This window comes from Massilia sp. Se16.2.3, assembly GCF_014171595.1.
In the GTDB taxonomy this organism is placed as follows: domain Bacteria; phylum Pseudomonadota; class Gammaproteobacteria; order Burkholderiales; family Burkholderiaceae_D; genus Telluria.
In genome coordinates this window covers 3,719,282-3,736,998 of the sequence record NZ_CP050451.1, presented here as the reverse complement: position 1 = coordinate 3,736,998, position 17,717 = coordinate 3,719,282, and the positions used below count along the sequence as shown (strand labels likewise).

The 17,717-nt window shown below is 66.8% G+C and carries 15 protein-coding genes and 1 pseudogene; 5 read left to right on the top strand and 11 right to left on the bottom strand.

Annotation, left to right across the window (positions count from 1 at the left end):
* Positions 1-66: 66 nt before the first annotated feature.
* The gene (locus tag G4G31_RS17035) at positions 67-813 is read right to left on the bottom strand and encodes a DUF2076 family protein (protein WP_182988653.1); all 747 of its coding nucleotides are present in this window, start codon (positions 811-813) and stop codon (positions 67-69) included.
* 304 nt (positions 814-1,117) lie between these two features.
* Here G4G31_RS17035 and G4G31_RS17030 point away from each other — a divergent pair, with 304 nt between their 5' ends.
* The 3 genes and pseudogenes from G4G31_RS17030 to G4G31_RS17020 all read left to right on the top strand — a co-directional run bounded on the left by G4G31_RS17030 (position 1,118) and on the right by G4G31_RS17020 (position 4,777).
* Positions 1,118-2,326 (top strand): acyl-CoA dehydrogenase family protein, encoded by a 1,209-nt coding sequence (locus tag G4G31_RS17030; protein WP_182988652.1) that lies wholly within the window; start codon positions 1,118-1,120, stop codon positions 2,324-2,326.
* 19 nt (positions 2,327-2,345) lie between these two features.
* Positions 2,346-3,498, top strand: a pseudogene (locus tag G4G31_RS17025) (acyl-CoA dehydrogenase family protein).
* A gap of 73 nt (positions 3,499-3,571) precedes the next feature.
* Positions 3,572-4,777 (top strand): CaiB/BaiF CoA-transferase family protein, encoded by a 1,206-nt coding sequence (locus tag G4G31_RS17020; protein WP_182988651.1) that lies wholly within the window; start codon positions 3,572-3,574, stop codon positions 4,775-4,777.
* 203 nt (positions 4,778-4,980) lie between these two features.
* Here the strand turns inward: G4G31_RS17020 and G4G31_RS17015 are convergent, their stop codons facing one another.
* The 5 genes from G4G31_RS17015 to G4G31_RS16995 all read right to left on the bottom strand — a co-directional run bounded on the left by G4G31_RS17015 (position 4,981) and on the right by G4G31_RS16995 (position 9,539).
* Positions 4,981-6,162 (bottom strand): ABC transporter substrate-binding protein, encoded by a 1,182-nt coding sequence (locus G4G31_RS17015; protein WP_182988650.1) that lies wholly within the window; start codon positions 6,160-6,162, stop codon positions 4,981-4,983.
* Positions 6,163-6,223: 61 nt separating this feature from the next.
* Positions 6,224-6,931: an ABC transporter ATP-binding protein gene (locus tag G4G31_RS17010; RefSeq protein WP_182988649.1), complete on the bottom strand. Its 708-nt coding sequence runs from the start codon at positions 6,929-6,931 to the stop codon at positions 6,224-6,226.
* On the bottom strand, positions 6,924-7,682 hold the full coding sequence (locus G4G31_RS17005; protein WP_182988648.1) for an ABC transporter ATP-binding protein: 759 nt from the start codon (positions 7,680-7,682) through the stop codon (positions 6,924-6,926). The genes G4G31_RS17010 and G4G31_RS17005 overlap by 8 nt, the downstream gene beginning before the upstream one ends.
* Positions 7,675-8,676 carry a branched-chain amino acid ABC transporter permease gene (locus G4G31_RS17000; RefSeq protein ID WP_182988647.1) on the bottom strand — a complete coding sequence of 334 codons (1,002 nt, stop codon included), beginning with the start codon at positions 8,674-8,676 and terminating at the stop codon, positions 7,675-7,677. The genes G4G31_RS17005 and G4G31_RS17000 overlap by 8 nt, the downstream gene beginning before the upstream one ends.
* A complete protein-coding gene (locus tag G4G31_RS16995) occupies positions 8,673-9,539 on the bottom strand; it encodes a branched-chain amino acid ABC transporter permease (protein WP_182988646.1) in 867 nt (288 codons plus the stop codon). Before G4G31_RS16995 ends, G4G31_RS17000 begins: the two co-directional genes overlap by 4 nt.
* A 397-nt stretch (positions 9,540-9,936) precedes the next feature.
* Here G4G31_RS16995 and G4G31_RS16990 point away from each other — a divergent pair, with 397 nt between their 5' ends.
* Complete coding sequence (locus G4G31_RS16990) at positions 9,937-10,755, top strand: IclR family transcriptional regulator (protein ID WP_182988645.1); 819 nt, start codon at positions 9,937-9,939, stop codon at positions 10,753-10,755.
* Between the two features lie 3 nt (positions 10,756-10,758).
* Here G4G31_RS16990 and G4G31_RS16985 read toward each other — a convergent pair whose 3' ends face one another.
* From G4G31_RS16985 to G4G31_RS16975, 3 genes are all read right to left on the bottom strand, one after another.
* Entirely contained in the window at positions 10,759-11,217 is a 459-nt protein-coding gene (locus G4G31_RS16985; RefSeq protein WP_182988644.1) for a PaaI family thioesterase, read from the bottom strand.
* Between the two features lie 122 nt (positions 11,218-11,339).
* Positions 11,340-12,425, bottom strand: coding sequence for a porin (locus G4G31_RS16980; RefSeq protein WP_182988643.1), 1,086 nt, complete (start codon positions 12,423-12,425; stop codon positions 11,340-11,342).
* A 207-nt stretch (positions 12,426-12,632) separates the two neighbouring features.
* A complete protein-coding gene (locus tag G4G31_RS16975; RefSeq protein ID WP_182988642.1) occupies positions 12,633-14,021 on the bottom strand; it encodes a nucleobase:cation symporter-2 family protein in 1,389 nt (462 codons plus the stop codon).
* A gap of 285 nt (positions 14,022-14,306) precedes the next feature.
* Here G4G31_RS16975 and G4G31_RS16970 point away from each other — a divergent pair, with 285 nt between their 5' ends.
* Positions 14,307-15,707, top strand: coding sequence for a GntP family permease (locus tag G4G31_RS16970; RefSeq protein ID WP_182988641.1), 1,401 nt, complete (start codon positions 14,307-14,309; stop codon positions 15,705-15,707).
* A 104-nt stretch (positions 15,708-15,811) separates the two neighbouring features.
* Here G4G31_RS16970 and G4G31_RS16965 read toward each other — a convergent pair whose 3' ends face one another.
* Together G4G31_RS16965 and G4G31_RS16960 are read right to left on the bottom strand one after the other, a co-directional pair.
* Positions 15,812-16,291 carry a VOC family protein gene (locus G4G31_RS16965; RefSeq protein ID WP_182988640.1) on the bottom strand — a complete coding sequence of 160 codons (480 nt, stop codon included), beginning with the start codon at positions 16,289-16,291 and terminating at the stop codon, positions 15,812-15,814.
* 105 nt (positions 16,292-16,396) lie between these two features.
* Entirely contained in the window at positions 16,397-17,545 is a 1,149-nt protein-coding gene (locus tag G4G31_RS16960; protein WP_229425061.1) for an alpha/beta fold hydrolase, read from the bottom strand.
* Positions 17,546-17,717 lie beyond the last annotated feature (172 nt).

The window sequence follows — 17,717 nt, the reverse complement described above, 5'->3', positions numbered from 1 at the left end:
CGGCCGAATGCTAACACAGCGGCAGCAAGACCGCCGTGCCGGCAAGGCCTGGCCTCTTACCTGCCGTCAGCCGAACGAACTGTCGTCCGAGCCGCCGTCGAAGTCGCCGCCGATATCGCCCAGTCCAAGGTCGTCGGCCATCCCGCCGCCGCCCGCATCGCCGCCCAGCAGGCTGCTGGATGAATCCGACGCGTTATCGGCCAGCGACGCGTGGCTGCCGCCGTCCTCAACCCCGTTCGCCAGCGAGTTGAAGCCCTCGTTGCTGCCGAGGAAGCCATTGCCGTCATGGTTGCCCAGCAAATTGCCCAGGCCCCGGAACAGGAAGGCGCCGGCAGCCACACCCGCCGCGGTGGATGCGATATTGCCCAGCGCGCCGCCCATGCCGCCGCCCATGCCGCCGCCGCGGAAGAAACTGCCGAACCGGCCGGACGGTGCCCGGGCATAGCCAGGCTGGTACTGCGGCGGATAGTTCGGTGGGTAGCTGGATGGATGCTGGGACGGATAGTGCTGGCCGCCCCGGGCTTGTGCCCGCTGGCCCGCGCTGTTGCCCCAGGAGTGCGGATCGAGGAAGCCGCCGCCCGAGCCGCCGCCGCGCGCCTGCAATTGCTGCTGGAGCGACGCGATCTCGGCCTTGGCATTGTCGAGCGCCTGCTGCTGGAGCAGGGCGCGCTGCACCAGCAGGTAGGCGGCATCGGGCTGGTAGGCGACCGCTTTCTGGATCATGGCCTCGGCCTCCGGATCCTTCGGCAGGCCGCGCGCCTGGATGAGCTGGTCCAGGAAATCCTGGAGAAGCTGGGAATCTTGCGGACTCATGGAAACACCCTCCTAGTGGCTGCATGTTAAGGTGATATTGGACCAGCGGGCGCACTTTCAAGGCTTGCCGAGCGCAATCTGCTTTCATGGGGACTTCCCCGCCCTGTTTTGCACAGCGGAACTACCTGGCAGCAAGGCGCACGATTTACAGGCGCATCGCCCGGCATAGTGTGCAGATCGGCTCGCTCGACGTTTACAGTGCGGGCGGAAGTCGGTATCGTTCAGCGTAAAGCCTGAAGCAAAACCATGTTTCGCACAGCGGTTCGCACTGCCATATTGGCGCTACATTGACTCCGGGATAGCCATGGACCTGCATTTCACCCCTGACGAAGAACGCTTCCGTGACGAGGTGCGAGCCTTTCTGGCCGAGAAGCTGCCGGCGGACCTGTCGAACAAGGTCGCCAATGGCCAGCATCTGGACAAGGCCGACATGGCGGGCTGGCACGCCATCCTCAACGAACGCGGCTGGCTGGCCAACCACTGGCCGCGCGAATACGGCGGCCCTGGCTGGAACCCGATCGAAAAATTCATCTTCGAGAACGAGTGCGCCCTGGCGAACGCGCCGCGCATCGTTCCCTTCGGCGTGAACATGCTGGGCCCCGTCCTGATCAAGTACGGCAGCGAGGCGCAGAAGCGCCACTGGCTGCCGCGCATCCTCGACGGCTCGGACTGGTGGTGCCAGGGTTACTCCGAACCGGGCGCAGGCTCGGATTTGGCCGCGGTGCAGACGAGCGCCGTGCGCGCTGTCGATGCCGGCGGCGAGCACTACATCGTCAACGGCCAGAAGACCTGGACCACGCTCGGCCACTACGCCAACATGATCTTCTGCCTGGTCCGTACCGAGCGCACGGCGAAGAAGCAGGAGGGCATCAGCTTCCTCCTGATCGACATGAACACGCCGGGCGTGGAGCTGCGCCCCATCGTCACGCTCGACGGCGAGCACGAGGTCAACGAGGTGTTCTTCACCGACGTGCGCGTGCCGGTCGAGAACCTCGTCGGCGAGGAAGGGCGCGGCTGGACCTGCGCCAAGTACCTGCTGACCTACGAGCGGACGAATATCGCCGGTGTCGGTTTCTCCGTGGCCGGATTGGCGCGCCTGAAGCGCATCGCCGCCAGCCAGCTGCGCAATGGCCGGCCGCTGCTGGAAGACCCGGGTTTTGCTGCGCGCCTGGCACGGGTCGAGATCGACCTGGCGAACATGCTGACGACGAATTTACGCGTGATCGCGGCGGTGGCGGGCGGCGGCGTGCCCGGGGCGGAAAGCTCGATGCTGAAGATCCGCGGCACCGAGATCCGCCAGGAGATCCTGTCGCTGACGCGCAGGGCGATGGGCGTGTATGCGCGCCCGTTCAGCCAGGCGATGCTCGACGTCGACTACGCGGGCCCGCGCTTCGGCCCCGAGTTCGCCGCCGCGGCCACCGCCCAGTATTTCAACAACCGCAAGCTGTCGATCTTCGGCGGCTCGAACGAAATCCAGAAGAACATCATCTCCAAGATGATCCTCGGTCTGTAGGAAACGGAAGGAACTCGCGATGGACTTTCGCCATACCGAAGAGCGGCGCATGCTCGCCGACAGCCTGGACCGCTTCATCGCCGGGCAGTACGGCTTCGAAACGCGCCAGCGCATCGCCGCTTCGCCACTCGGTTACTCGAACGCGATGTGGCAGCATTTCGCCGACCTGGGCGCGATCGGCGCCTTGCTGAGGGAAAGGGACGGCGGCTTTGGCGGCGCCGGTTTCGATATCGCGGTCGTGTTCGAAGCGCTCGGACGCGGCCTGGTGGTGGAACCCCTTCTGGGCAGCGCGGTGCTGGCAGCCGAGTGCATCGCCGCGGCCGGCAACGCGGCGCAGAAGGCGGTGCTGGCGGAGATCGCGTCCGGCGCCGTCATTGCCGCCCCGGTCCCATGACGAGCCAGGCACCCATTACGAGCCGGCGCGCGTGCAGACCAGCGCGCGCCGCGACGGTGTCGACTGGATACTCGACGGCGCCAAGGCGGTGGTCGCCGGCGGCGATGCGGCAGGGCTGTTCGTCGTATCGGCGCGCACGGCGCGCGAAGTCGATGCCGAGGCGGGCATTTCGCTGTTCCCGGTGCCGCGCGATACGCCCGGCCTGCTTGTGCAGGGCTGTCCGGCGATGGACGGCGGCCGCGTCGCGGAACTGGGTTTTACGGATTTGCGCCTGGACGCCGGCGCCTTGCTGGGCGAGGAGGGCGGCGGCTATCCGGCGCTGGAGCGCGCGCTCGGCCGCGGCGTGCTGGCCCTGTGCGCGGAAAGCCTGGGGGCGATGGAAGCGGCCAAGGCGGCGACGCTCGACTACCTGCGCACGCGACGCCAGTTCGGCGTCCCGATCGGCAGCTTCCAGGCGCTGCAGCACCGCATGGCCGACCTGCTGCTGGAGATCGAGCAGGCCAGGTCCAGCGTGATCAATGCCGCGGCCAGCCTGGACGGCGAACGGGTCGCGCGCGAACGGGCGCTGTCCGCCGCCAAGTTTACCATCGGACGCATCGGCACCCTGGTGGCCGAGGAATGCATCCAGCTGCATGGCGGCATCGGCATGACACGGGAGCTGCCGCTGGCGCATTACGCCAAGCGCCTGGTGCTGATCGACCACCAACTGGGCGACGAGGACCATCACCTGGCGCGCTATATCGCGCTCGGGCGCGCAGCCGGCGCCCAGTCAGCGTGAGCCGTCTTGCCGCTGGCGCGGGCCGCGCCGGCTCGTGTATCCTCCCGGCCCTCACCACCGCACGGAGCCCAGCGTGACTCGTCCATCTTCCCTGCCGCTGGACGGCGTCCGCGTCCTCGACCTGTCGCGCGTACTGGCGGGGCCCTGGTGCGCGATGGTGCTGGGCGACCTGGGCGCCGAAGTCATCAAGGTCGAGCACCCGGAGCGCGGCGACGACACGCGTGACTGGGGCATGCGCATCGGGTCCACGGAGACGCCGTATTTCAACAGCGTCAACCGCAACAAGCGCTCGGTCTGCCTCGACCTCAAAACGCCGGAAGGCCAGGAGCTGGCGCGCGCGCTGGTGAAGAAGAGCGACGTCGTCATCCAGAACTTCAAGTTCGGCGAAATCGAAAAACTCGGCCTCGGCTACGAGGAACTCAGCCGCGAGCAGCCCGGCCTCGTCTACTGCTCGATCACCGGCTACGACCGCAACGGCCCGGAGGCGGCGCGCCCCGGCTACGACCTGGTGATCCAGGGCGAAGCGGGCCTGATGGCCCTGAACGGTGAGCCGACCCAGCCGCCGCTGAAATTCGGCGTCGCCGCCGTCGACATGATGACCGGCATGTACGCCGCGCAAGGAGCGCTGGCCGCGCTATACGCGCGCGAAAAGTCCGGGCGCGGGCGCCACCTCGGCGTGGCCCTGTTCGATTGCGGCCTGATGATCACCGCCTACTATGGCCTGGAAGCCCTGCTGCGCGGGAGCGACCCGCCGCGCTACGGCAATGGCCATCCGTCGATCATGCCCTATGGCGTCTACGAGGCGGCCGACGGCCCGCTCGTGATTGCGGTCGGTAACAACAGCCAGTTCCTGCGCTTTTGTAAGGATGTGATCGGACGCCCTGACCTGGCGGCGGACGAACGCTTCCGCACCAATCTGGCGCGCACGAAGAACCGCGAAGCGCTGATGCCGGAAATCCTGGGCGAACTGGCTCGGCGCGGGCGCGGCGAATTGCTTGACGCCCTGGCTGCGGCCGGTATTCCTTGCGGCGAAGTAGCGGGCCTGCACGAAGCCTTGACTTCGCGCCGTTCGCAAGACGCCGGCCTGGTGCAGAAGATGCCGCACCCGGAAGCAGGCAGCGTCGACGTGTTCGCGTCGCCCTGGCGGTTCGATGGCGAACGCCTGCCCGTGCGCCGGGCGCCGCCGGGGCTGGGCGAAGGGACGCACGAGGTGCTGCAGGACTTGCTGGGTTTGTCGGAGGAGCGGCTGGCCGGACTCAGGCAGCGCGGCGTGCTTTGAGAGAACGACAGGTCAGTGGTCGGCTGGCGCCTCGCCGAACCTCGTCGGAACGCAGGATCGACAGCGGCTGCACAGGCTTCGACAGCCACTGTGTGGGCTCGGGGCGCCCACCCTACACGTATCCAGCCCGTAGGGTGGGCACCCCGTGCCCACGCCGCGCCGGCCCGGGGTCATTGGCATCGCCAGGCTGACGCGCTGCGGCATCACTTACCCGCGTTCAGCGCCCGCAGGAACTGCCCCTTGATCTTCCCACCCTCGACCACGCCGATGATCGTATTGGCGATCGTCCCGCCCTTGGCGTCCAACCCGTCGATGTCGTTCGGGTTGTTCGCCGCCGGCAGGGTGGTAAAGGCTTTTTCCATCTGCGCGCGGATCGCCGCCGCATCCGTGGTGGTGCCCGCCAGCTTCATCGCGTTCACCGTTGCGTGCACGGCGGAGTAGTTCAGGCTGATCTCGGTGCTCGGGTCCTTGCCGGGATTGAGCTTGCGGAAGCGCGTCGTGAAAGCCACCGCTTCCGGACGCTCGTCGTTCGCGATCGGCATCACGCCGATCGCGCCTTCCAGCTGATTCATGCCGCCCATGACCTTCGCCATTTCGTCCATCTTCGCCTGGTCGAGGATGATGAAGCCGCCCTTGAAGCCCAGTTCGCGCGCCTGCTTGGCCACGAGTGCTGTCGGCTCGGAGGCGCCGCCGAGGAACATGACGTCCGGTTTGGCCTGGATGGCGCGGCTGACGCCGCTGTAGAAATCGGTGGCCTTGTTGTACGACATCGGGTTCTCCGCCACCACCTTGCCGCCGGCCGCTTCCCAGGCCGGCTTGAAGGCGGCGGCCCAGGCTTTGGCGTAATCGTGGTCGGCCTGGACCATGGCCACGTTCTTGCCATGCTTCGTCATCATCGCTTTCGTGAAGGGCGCGATGTAGGTGGTGAAGTCGGGCGGGATGCGGATCGTCAGCTTGTTGCCGCGTTCCGTCACCTGGGGCAGGCTGGTGTAGGCCAGCAGCAGCACTTTCGATTTCTCGTTGAAGGCCTGCACAGCGAACACGCCGCCCGAGTGCGGCACCAGCACGGCCGCCGTCTTGTGCTGCTGCACCAGGCGCTGGACGTTGATGCCGGTCTCGCTGGGGTTGTACTTATCGTCCAGTGCGACGATCTCGACTTTGTATTTCCTGCCACCGATATCGAGCGGTTTCGCGTTGATCTCGGCCGCGGCCATCTGCATGCCGGACAGGACATTCTTGCCGTAGAGCGCGGCACCGCCGCTCAGGGGACCGGAGTAGCCGATCTTGATGGTTTCCTGGGCCTGGGCGGCGCCGGCGAGGCCGAACGCGGCCAGGGTGGCGACGGACAGGAGGGTGCGGCGGGAAAACCGGGCATGCAGTTTCATGGATGTCTCCTTGGTTTTGCTTTGTTGTGGGTGTTACGGGATTGCCCGGCGCGCCGACTGCCTACGCGCCGATGTATGCCTTGCGCACCTGCGCATTGTTCAGGAGTTCTTCGCGCCCGCCTTCGAGCACGATACGGCCGCCCTCGATGACATAGGCCCGGCTGGCGATGTTCAGCGCCGCGTAGGCATTCTGCTCGGCCAGCAGCACGGTGGTGCCGGCGCGGTTGATGCGTGCGATCACCTCGAACATCTGCTTGACCACCAGCGGCGCCAGGCCCAACGAGGGTTCGTCCAGCAGCAGCGTTTTCGGGCGGCCCATCAGCGCGCGCCCGATCGCCACCATCTGCTGCTGTCCGCCGCTCAAGCTGCCGGCCGCCTGCTCCTTCTTGTCGAACAGGATGGGGAAGAGCTCGAAGACCTCGTCGAGTGTGCGCTGCACGCCTTTCGCATCACGCCGGTGCACGTAGGCGCCCAGCGTCAGGTTCTTCAGCACCGACATGCCGGGGAACAGCTTGCGTCCCTCCGGGCACTGCACCAGGCCGTCGGCGACGATCTGCGAAGGCTTGCGGCCGACGAGTTCCCGGTTGCCGAAGCGGATGCTGCCGCCTGCCGCGCGCTGCAGGCCGCTCACCGTGAGGAAGATCGAGCTTTTTCCCGCGCCGTTCGAACCGAGCAGCACCACCAGTTCGCCCTCGTCGGCATGCAGGCTCACCCCGTTCAGGGCGCGAAAGCTCCCGTAGGACAGCGAAACGTCTTGCAGCCTAAGCATGTTCGCTCCCCAGGTAGGCTTCGATCACGACCGGGTTGGCGCGCACCTCGGCGGGCGTGCCGGCGGCGATTTTCTCGCCGTTGTTGAGGACGAGGATGTGGTCGGCCAGGTTCATGATCATGTCCATCTTGTGTTCGATCAGGCAGACGGTGAGCCCGCTGGCCGCCATCTTGCGGATCAGCCTTGCCAGGCCCTCGGTTTCTTCGGGATTGACGCCGCCCGCCGGTTCGTCCAGCAGCAGGAGCCTTGGATCGGTGGAGAGCGCCAGCGCAAAGGCGACGCGCTTGCGTTCTTCCTGCGAGAGGTCGCCGGCCAGGCGCGACGCGATGTGCGAGAGGCCGACGAAGTCGAGCGCGGCATGCGCCTTTTCGCGGCAGATGCGTTCCTCGTCGCGCAGGCGGCGCGTACCGAGCAGCACGTCGAGCAGGTTCGAGCGGGTGCGCAGGCGATGGCCGACGATCAGGTTGTCGAGCACGCTGGCGGTATCGAACAGGGTGGTGCTCTGGAAGGTGCGCGCCAATCCCAGGCGCGCGACCTGGTCGGCGCGCATGCCGGTCACGTCGCGACCGTCGAACACGATACGCCCGGAGCTTGGCGCGACCGCTCCGCTGACCAGGTTGAAGAAGGTGGTCTTACCGGCGCCGTTCGGCCCGATGATGGCGTTGATGCTGCCGCGTTCGAACATCGCGCTGACCTCGTTGACGGCGGTGAGGCCGCCGAAGCGCCGCGTGAGCGCGCTGATCTCAAGCATGGCTGGCTCCTTCGCGCGCCGGCGCCGTGGCCGCAGGGCTGCTGGCGGTGCCCGCGGCGCGCGCCGCCATCCGGCGCCGGCGGTTCTGCCAGGTGCCGACCAGGCCATAGGGCAGGAAAATCACCAGCAGCACCAGCAGCGGCCCGAAGACGACGAAGCGGTACTCCTGCAGGAACTGCAGGTACTGGGTCAGCCAGGGAATCGCGATGGCGCCCAGCAGGGGCCCGAGCAGGGTGCCGATGCCGCCGACCAGCATGTACATCGTCATGTCGAAGGTGTGCTCGACGCCCGCCACGCCCGGCCCGAGGAAGCGCACATAGCCGGCATACAGGCCGCCCGCCATCCCGGAGAAGAAGACCGACAGCATGAAGGCGAGCAGCTTGTTTCGCATCAGGTCGATGCCGAGGGCCTGCGCCAGCTCGTCGCCGTTGCGAATCGCAATGAAGGTGCGCCCCAGCAGCGAGCGCACGATGCGGTGCATGATCCACAGGCTGGCGACCAGGAAGAACAGCACGAAGTAGTACTGGGTGCGCGGCTCGGAAAAGTCCAGCGGGCCGATCGATTCGGGTGCCGGAATGCCCATGATGCCCACCGTGCCGTGGGTCAGGCTTTCCCATTTTTCGATGACCAGGTACATGATGTGGCCGACGCAGAGCGTGAAGATCGAGAAGAAGTGGGTCTTCAGGCGCAGCGACACCAGGCCGACGAAAAAGCCGAGAACGGCGGCCACCACGCCCGACAGCGCGAAGGCGATCCAGAACGGCACGCCATGGTCGACGGTGAGGATGCCGACCGTGTAGGCACCGACGGCCATGAAGCCGGCGTGCGCCAGGTTGTACTGGCCGGTGTAGCCCGTGATCAGGTTCAGGCCGATCGTGGCGATGGCATAGATATAGGCGGTCGACATCACCGTGAGGTGGTAGTCGTTCCCGGCCAGGTAAGGGAAGGCGAGGGCGAACAGCAGCAGGGCGGACCAGCCGAGGGTGGCTTTCATGCGCCCGCTCCCCGCGCGAACAGGCCTTGCGGCCGCACCGACAAGATGAGTACCAGCAGGGCGAACGCGATGATGTCCTTGTAGTCGGTGGAGATGTAGAAGGCGCCGAAGCTCTCGGCGAAGCCGAGGATCAGGCCACCGGCAATCGCCCCGGGCACGCTGCCCATCCCGCCCAGCACGATGATGACGAAGGCCTTGGTGATCACCAGGTTGCCCATCGAGGTGTAGACCAGGTTGATCGGCGCGTACAGCACCGCCGCCATGCCGGCGAGGGCGCCGGCAATGGCGAAGGTGAGCATGGCGACACGGTTGGCGTCGATGCCCACCAGGGCGGCGCCGTCGCGGTTCTGCGCCATCGCGACGATGGTGGCGCCGGTGACCGTTTTCTTGAGGAAGAGCTGCAGCAGCGCGACCAGGAGAAAAGCGGCGGCGATGATCAGCAGGCGCTGGGCCGGGAGCGTGAGGCCGCCGAATTCGAGGAGCTGGGTGTAGGGCGTCGCCATGCGGTGGAAGTCGGCGCCCCAGATGGCCTGCGCGCCCGCTTCCAGGAAGAGCAGCACGCCGATGGAGGCGATCATCTGGTGCAGGTAGGGGGCTTTGCGGAGCGGGTGGAAGACCAGGCGTTCGGACAGCACGGAGATGAAGGCCACGCTGGCGGCCGCGCCCAGCATGCCCCACCAGTAGTTCAGGCCGAAGCGGTCGACCATGAAGAAGGCGGCATAGGCGCCGGCCATGTAGAAGGCGCCATGGGCGAAGTTCGGTACGTGCAGGATGCCGTAGACCAGCGTGAGCCCGAGCGCGACCAGGCTGTAGACGCCGCCCAGGGTCAGGGCGTTGAGGACCTGCTGCAGGAAAAGCGCCAAAATACTGTCTCCGTGGTGGGTATCGTCGTAGGGCTTTGGATGCTGGTGCGGGTGAGGCGGGGATGCCTAGCGGGGCGGCGCCAGGCTCGTGGTGGCGTAGAGGCCTTTCCCGCGTCTCTGGTACAGGTGCATGCGTTGTCGCTCCCTGGCCTGGACTGCATAGCGCGCCGGGCAGCGATAGTTTTGCCTGGCGAAACCGAGTGCAGTAAAATGGAATAGAATTGAAAAAAGAATACGATACTTTGCGCGGACGAGCAACGGTTTGTTCGTAGAGGACGCGGGTTGCGCCCGCAGGCATCGGCGCTGGTTCAGTGTGCCATGCGCCAGGCGCTCCGGGAAGGGTTTTCCGGCCGCGCGCCGCACGCTTTTCGATGCCGTTTCAACTGGGGAGCAGACCATGCCAGCGAGCGATACAGACGCACCGGAAGCGCAGGGCCCGATAGCAGCCGGAATCGATACCGCACGCTCCGCCGAAGACCGCTACTACATCACGGCGCTGGCGCGCGGGCTGGAGGTGCTGGCCTGCTTCCGCCGCGCCGACAAGGCGCTGTCGAACCAGCAGATCGCCGAGCGCTGCGGCCTGCCCAAGTCCACCGTCACGCGCTTCACCTATACGCTCACCAAACTGGGCTACCTGGTGCAGGAAAGCGGCGGCCGCTACGTGCTCGGCACCGCCACGCTGGGTCTCGGCAGCGCGATGCTGGCGCGCCTGGACATCCGCCAGCTGGCGCGGTCGATGATGCAGGAGCTGGCCGAGTTTTCCGGCACGACCGTCTCGATCGCCATGCGCGACCGGCTGTCGATGATCTATGTGGAGGTCTGCCGCAGCACGGCGGCGCTGGCGCTCGCCTTGCAGGTGGGCTCGCGCATGCCCCTGGCGGCCTCCGCCATCGGCCGCGCCTACCTGGTGAAAGCACCGGAACAGGAACGCAAGGACATCTTCGGCCGCGCACTGGAACTGGACGAATTGGCGCACGCAGCCCTGCGCGAGGGCTTCGAGAAGGGCCTGCGCGACTACGAGGCCTATGGCTGCACCACCTCGTTCGGCGATTGGCAAAAGGACGTCAACGGCATCGCGGTGGGCTTCATGCCGATCGGCGGCAGCCAGCTCATGTCGATCAACTGCGGCGGGCCGGCGTCGAGCGTGTCGAAGGAGTTCCTGCTCGAGGAAGTGCGCCCGCGCCTGATCGAGATCGCCGCGCGCCTGGAGTCCTGAGGCTCAGTAGCCGGCCGCCAGCTGCTCGGGCGTCAGCGGCTTCATCACCGTGAACACGCCGCTGGCGCGCAGGATGCGCTTCCCCTTTACCTGCAGGGTGCAACCGGCAAACGCGACGCGCAGGCCGATGCGTTCGATGTGCACGTGCGCCTCGACCCAGTCGCCCGGACGCGCGGCGTCGATGAAATCGGTGCTGAGGTTTACGGTCAGGAAGGAGTGTCGGCCGTCGCAGTGGAGGGTCAATCCCAGGCCCAGCGACGCATCGGCCAGCGTGGCCAGCATGCCGCCATGGGCAATGCCGCGCATGTTGGTGTGCTGCGGCTGGATGCGCATCGCGATCACGATCTCGCCGGACTCAGGATTCCGGCGGCAGTACAGCGGCCCGAGGCCGGCGATGAAGGGGCCGCCGCGCTGCATGCGTTCGAAGCCCTCGGGTACGGCGTCGGCGTCGGGTGTGCTCATGGTATGTGCTCTGTGCGTTCGAAACGGGCAGTGTAGACGAAGGCCGCGTTCGTCCACGCGCCGGCATGAAAAAAGCCGGCGGGGCTGCCGCCCGGCCGGCTCGCTTTCCGCAGGGCCGAGGTTCAGAACAGGTGCAGGATGCCGGCCGTGAAGCGGTTGGCCGAGTCGCTGCCCACCGCGACGAAGCCCTGGGCGAGGTTGATCTGGCCATCGCGCACCACGCTGTCGGTGGCGGCGTGCCCGTACGAGCCGTAGAAGGTGCTGCGTTTGCTCAGCGCATAGCGGGCGATGAAGATGTATTGCTGCGAGTCGTCGCGCAGGTCGCCGCTGCGGCGCGTGTTGTAGTAGGCGCCGTTCAGGGTGAGGGCAGGCCCCACCGGCACGTCCACGCCTAGGCCGAGGATGGCGATCTTGCGGCCCGTGCTTTCCAGTTCGTTCTGGATGTAGGTCGACTTCAGCACGACCGCCGGCAGCGAATACTTCAGGCCGATGCCGAAGGACTTCAGCAGGTCGCTGTCCGTGATGTTCTTCATGCGCGCATAGGCTGCGCCGCCACCGAAGGCGCCGGCGTTGTAGAACACCGAGGCGCCCTGGTAGGAATTCTTCTGGAAGCCGTTGGCCTGTTCGCCAAAGGCGCGCATCAGCGCGAAGCCGGCGCCGTGGAAGCTCGGCGAGACGTATTTGATGGAATTACTCTGGCGTAGGGCGCTGCCGCCATTGTTCGCACCGTAAGCGCCATACACGGCGGCGTAGTTCATGCCGCCGAAGAGGACGTTCGGGCTCGTTGCGGCGAATGCGGAATTCATCGGATCGGCCAGGGCGACCGAGCCCATGCCGAGGATGTTCTGGCGGCCGATGTCGATCGAACCGAAGTTCCCCGCCAGGCCGACGGTGGCTTCGCGGTCGAACAGGGCGGTATTCGAGGGCGTACCGGTCGGCACGCCGGCGCCACCGGTATCGTTGAGCAGCGTGCCCTCCAGCGCAAAGCGTGCCTTGAGGCCGCCGCCGATGTCGTCGCTACCCTTGAAGCCCCAGCGCGAGACCAGCATTTGCCCGGCTTCGACCGTGGTGCGGTCGCCGGTGGGGCCGTCATTGGTGACATGGGTGAGGCCGGCATCGACGATGCCATAAATGGTGACGCTGGTTTGCGCCGAAGCGGCCGACGTGCATGCGGCGAGCACGGCCATTGCAAGGATGGTCTTCTTCATTAATGCTGTCTCCTGGTTTTCCTGGGGGCGCCGGCCTGGGGAGGCCGGGATGGCGATGAAGCAGGGTACGGCGCGACGGCATGGCGGCGGCGTTTCTCTTGGCGGAATCCGGCCAGCTGCAATGAAACTGTATTTTCCGGTTTCAATATTGTCAACAGAATACTGCCGATGCGAAACGGGTGTGCGGATTCGCACAGCGCGATGTGTTCAAGGCGCGTCGGCGGCGGTGTTCGCGTCCGACGGGGCAGGCAGGAACCAGTTCAGCAGCACGGCTGCGATGCCGCCGGTCGCCACGCCGGATTCCAGCACGGTGCGCAGCGCCGCCGGCATGTGCGCCAGGAATTCGGGCACCTGCGACACGCCCAGGCCGAGTGCCAGCGACACGGCCACGATCAGCAGTGCCCGCCGGTCGAGCTTCACGCTGGCGAGGATGTTGATGCCCGCGGCGGCCACCGCCCCGAACATGACGATCACGGCGCCGCCCAGCACGGGCTCGGGCACCGCCTGGATCACGCCCGCCACGCCCGGGAACAGTCCCAGCACGACCAGGAAGAGCGCGATCCACATGCCGATATGGCGGCTGGCGATGCCGGTCAACTGGATGACGCCGTTGTTCTGGGCGAAGATCGAGCTGGGGAAAGTGTTGAACAGGCCAGCTAGCAGCGAGTTGGCGCCATTGAGCAGCACGCCGCCCTTGATGCGGCGCATCCACAGCGGGCCTTCGACCGGCTCGCGCGAGATCTTGCTGGTGGCCGTGACGTCGCCGATGGCTTCGAGCGAGGTGACGAGGTAGATGACGATCATCGGGATGAACAGCGTCCAGGAAAATGCGATCCCGAAATGCAGCGGGCTCGGTACCTGGAACAGGGGCGCGGCGCGCATGCCGGAAAAATCGAGCCTGCCCAGCATGGCGGCAAGCGCATAGCCGGCCGCCAGCGCGATGATGATGGCGCTGCTGCGGATCCAGACCACGGGAATGCGGTTCAGGACGACGATCAAGCCGAGGACCACGCTCGACAGCAGCAGGTTCTGGCCGTTGGCGAAAGTACCGTTGCCCATCGCCGCGAAGCCGCCGCCCATGCTGACCAGGCCGACCTTGATCAGGGTAAGGCCGATCATCAGCACCACGATGCCGGTGACGAGCGGCGTGATCACGCGCGTGAGCAAGGGCAGCACGCGCGAGACACCCATCTCGATGAAGGAGCCGGCCACCACCACGCCGAAGATCGCCGCCATCACGCCCTCGACCGGGGTTCCCGCCTTGACCATCAGGGTGCCGCCGGCGATCAGCGGGCCGACGAAATTGAAGCTGGTGCCTTGCACGACCAGCAGCCCCGCGCCGAAGGGCCCGATGCGGCGGCACTGCACGAAGGTGGCGATGCCGGAGATGACGAGCGACATCGAGACGATCAGGTTGGTATCGCGGGCCGATACGCCCAGCGCCTGGCAGATCAGGAGGCCCGGCGTGACGATTGGAACGATGATCGCCAGCAAGTGCTGCAGGGCAGCCAGCATGCCGATCAGGGGGCCGGGCCGGTCCTCGAGGCCGAGGACGAGTTCGGGGGACGATGCGGGCAGCTTCGGCAGGCAGGTCATGGGCGCGTAGGGGGCAAAAAGGTCATTCTACATTGACAACTTGTTCCGCCGCGCCGCGTGCGCTTCGGCACCGCGCCGAGGTCCGGATCGCTACCGTAGTTCTACTACCGTAGTTCTACGTATTTCAAATTCGGCAACGATCGCGAATAATCGACCGGGCCCATGTGGTCGGACCACCATCGCTTGCGGCCGTTCGAAACATGGTGAGCCGCACATGGGCGGAGACGAAAAGCCGGTCCGCAGAACGCGACCGGTCGTGAGAAACAAGAGAAAAAAGGAGCAAGCTTGTCATTCCTGATCGTCCTCGCCGCCCTGGCGTTTTTGATGTTCGCCGCCTACCGCGGCTACAGCGTTATCCTGTTCGCACCGATCGCCGCCCTCGGCGCGGTGCTGCTGACCGACCCGGCTGCTGTCGCGCCGGTGTTTTCAGGCATCTTCATGGAGAAGATGGTCGGCTTCGTGAAGTTGTACTTCCCCGTCTTCATGCTCGGCGCCGTGTTCGGCAAACTCATTGAGCTGTCCGGCTTTTCGGAATCGATCGTGGCCGCCGCGGTGCGCTACATCGGCCGCTCGCGCGCGAATGCCGTCATCGTTGCCGTCTGCGCGCTGCTGACCTATGGCGGCGTGTCGCTGTTCGTGGTGGTGTTCGCGGTGTACCCCTTCGCCGCCGAGCTCTACCGCCAGAGCAACATTCCGAAGCGCCTGATGCCGGGCGCGCTGGCGCTGGGGGCCTTCTCGTTCACGATGGATTCGCTGCCGGGCACGCCGCAGATCCAGAACATCATCCCGACCACCTTCTTCAAGACCACGTCCTGGGCCGCACCCATGCTGGGCACGATCGGTTCGGTCTTCATGATCGTGGTCGGGCTGGCCTACCTGGAATGGCGCCGCCGCGCCGCGATGGCTGCCGGCGAAGGCTATGGCAGCGCGCTGGCGAACGAGCCGGAGCGCGTGCAGGCGAAATCGCTGCCGAACCCGCTGCTGGCGATCCTGCCGCTGATCCTGGTCGGCGTCGCCAATTTCCTGCTGACGCGGATGATTCCCGAATGGTATGGGACTTCGTTCACGGTGGCGCCCGAAATCCTGCCGGGCCTGCACGCGCCGGTAACGACGCCGATCAAGACCGTGGTGGCGATCTGGGCGGTGCAGGGCGCACTGCTGCTGGGGATCCTGCTGGTGCTGGCGACCGCCTTCAAACGCGTCAGTGCGCGCTTCGCCGAAGGCTCGAAGGCGGCCGTCGGCGGCGCCCTGCTGGCGGCGATGAACACGGCTTCGGAATACGGGTTCGGCGGCGTGATCGCGGCGCTGCCCGGTTTCGTCGTCGTCGGCAGCGCCCTGAGGAGCATTCCCGACCCGCTGATCAACGCGGCCGTATCGGTCAGTTCGCTGGCCGGCATCACCGGTTCCGCCTCGGGCGGCATGAGCATCGCGCTGGCCGCCATGTCCGACCTGTTCATCCAGGGCGCGCAGGCGGCCCAGATTCCGCTGGAAGTGCTGCACCGGGTGGTGGCCATGGCCAGCGGCGGCATGGACACGCTGCCGCACAACGGCGCCGTGATCACGCTGCTGGCCGTGACGGGCCTGACGCACCGCCAGTCCTATCGCGAAATCTTCGCCGTCACCCTCATCAAGACGCTGGCCGTGTTCTTCGTCATCGCGGTCTACTACCTGACCGGGCTGGTGTAAGCCGCCTCGCCCGGGCCGCGGCGCCTGGCGGCGGGGGCCGCTGCAGCAGGGCGCCGGCCGGCGCAGCGCCCGCACGAAGCCGGCTCGCCGCGCAGCCGGTCACATTACCCGCGCCGGGCCGCTTCGATCGCGGCAATATCGATTTTCCCCATCCCCATCATCGCCTCGAAAGCGCGCTTGGCCACCGCCGGATCGGGATCGGTGACGGCGGCCGTCAGCGCGCGCGGCGTGATCTGCCACGACAGGCCCCATTTGTCCTGGCACCAGCCGCAGACGTTCGCGGTGCCGCCGTTCTGGACGATCGCATCCCACAGGCGGTCGGTCTCCTGCTGGTCGTCGGTGGCGACCTGGAAAGAGAAAGCCTGGCTGTGGACGAAGTCCGGCCCGCCGTTCAGGCCCAGGCAGGGGATCCCCATCACCGTGAATTCGACCATCAGGACCTCGCCTTCCTTGCCGGCCGGGTAGTCGGCGGGAGCGCGATGGACGGCCGTGACGGCGCTGTCGGGAAAGGTGGCCGCGTAAAACTGCGCCGCTTCCAGGGCCGCGTCCTTGAAGCCAAGACAAACCGAGTTCTTGCCGAGCATGACATCCCCCTTCAGGTTCAGAAAGGGACAGCTTACATCGAGACCGGGCTGCGGTCACCCGCCCTCGTGGTCACTGGGGCACTGCCGCACCGGCGCGCGCACTTCTCAACGCAGGCCTGCCGTGTCCGTAGCGGCGATGGGGAGCGCGGCTTCGGCGTCGAGCCAGTTGAAGATTGCCGGCCAGATGCGCGCATGGGCATTGCGCCCCACCAGCACGCCCACGTGCTGCAGGTTCACGCCGATGTCGCCTTCGTAGTGCAGCAGCAGCTTGGCCGGGCTGGCAGCCGCCTCGTGGAAGCGCTGGGTTGCCGCCGGGGGAATGAGCTTGCTGCGCGGGTCGGCCACGCTCACCAGCGGCGCGCGCAGTGCGGCCGGGCTCACGCTGCGCCCGGCTATCTCCAGGCTGCCGGCCATGAACTCGTCCTTGCGGTAGAAGGACTCGACGATGTCGGCAAAGAGCCGCCCCGGCATCGCGAACTCGTCATGGGTCCAGCGTTCCACCTGCATGTGGGTGGTGAGCGCATGCCGGTCGCCAAGCGACAGCCAGCGGTCGAACATGCGCTCCCACTGGAAGGCCTGCGGCTCGGCTGCGGCGCTCATCATGTTCAGGAAAACGCCCGGCACCTGGCCGAACAGGGCGGCGATCTCGCGCGCGTCGGGCGTGGCTTTCACCAGGCGGTTGAAGCAGCACGAGGCCGGTTCGATATGCAGCGGGGCTTCGAGCAGGATGGTGGCGCGCACGCTCTCCGGGTGCAGGGCGCTGTAGACGGCCGCCAGGATGCCGCCCAGCGAGTGGCCGGCGATGACGGGCTTGCCATGGCCACCGGCGGCGCCGTCGGCCGCGATGGCGCGCACGGAGGCATCGAGCAGGCGGTCGGCATAGTCGTCCAGGCCGAAGTCATGACCGGAGTCGGACCCGGATTCGGAAAGCGGCGTCCAGTGCGCCATGTAGACACGGTAGCCCCGTTCGAGCCAGCGCTGCACGACGCTGATCTCGGGCGCCAGGTCCCAGATGTAGGCGCGCTTGATGGGGGCGGGTACCAGCAGCACCGGTGGCGCATCCCCGGCAGTGCCGCCGTAGCGGCGCAGCTCCAGGCCCGGCTCGGCGAGGACGACGGCCGATGCCGTCTGCCGCGGGCCGTAGCCGGCGCGCTCCATCGTCTTGCCGCGCGCCTGGCGGCTGCGGTCCATGCTTTTCAGGGCCTGCGCCCCCAGCGTATCGAGTTTGTTCCAGTTCATGGCATTGGCGTACATGGCAGTCTCGTCTGGTTCGGGGTGACAGGACTTTACGCCAGCCGCGCGCGACTTCCAACTGCGATTCAATCGAACAGCAGGTGGTTTGCGCGAAGATAAGCCCCGGGCCGGCCCGGGGCTTGCCGCCGATAAAAAGTCGCGCGGACGGCGTCCCGGACCGGCCGCGCGCGCG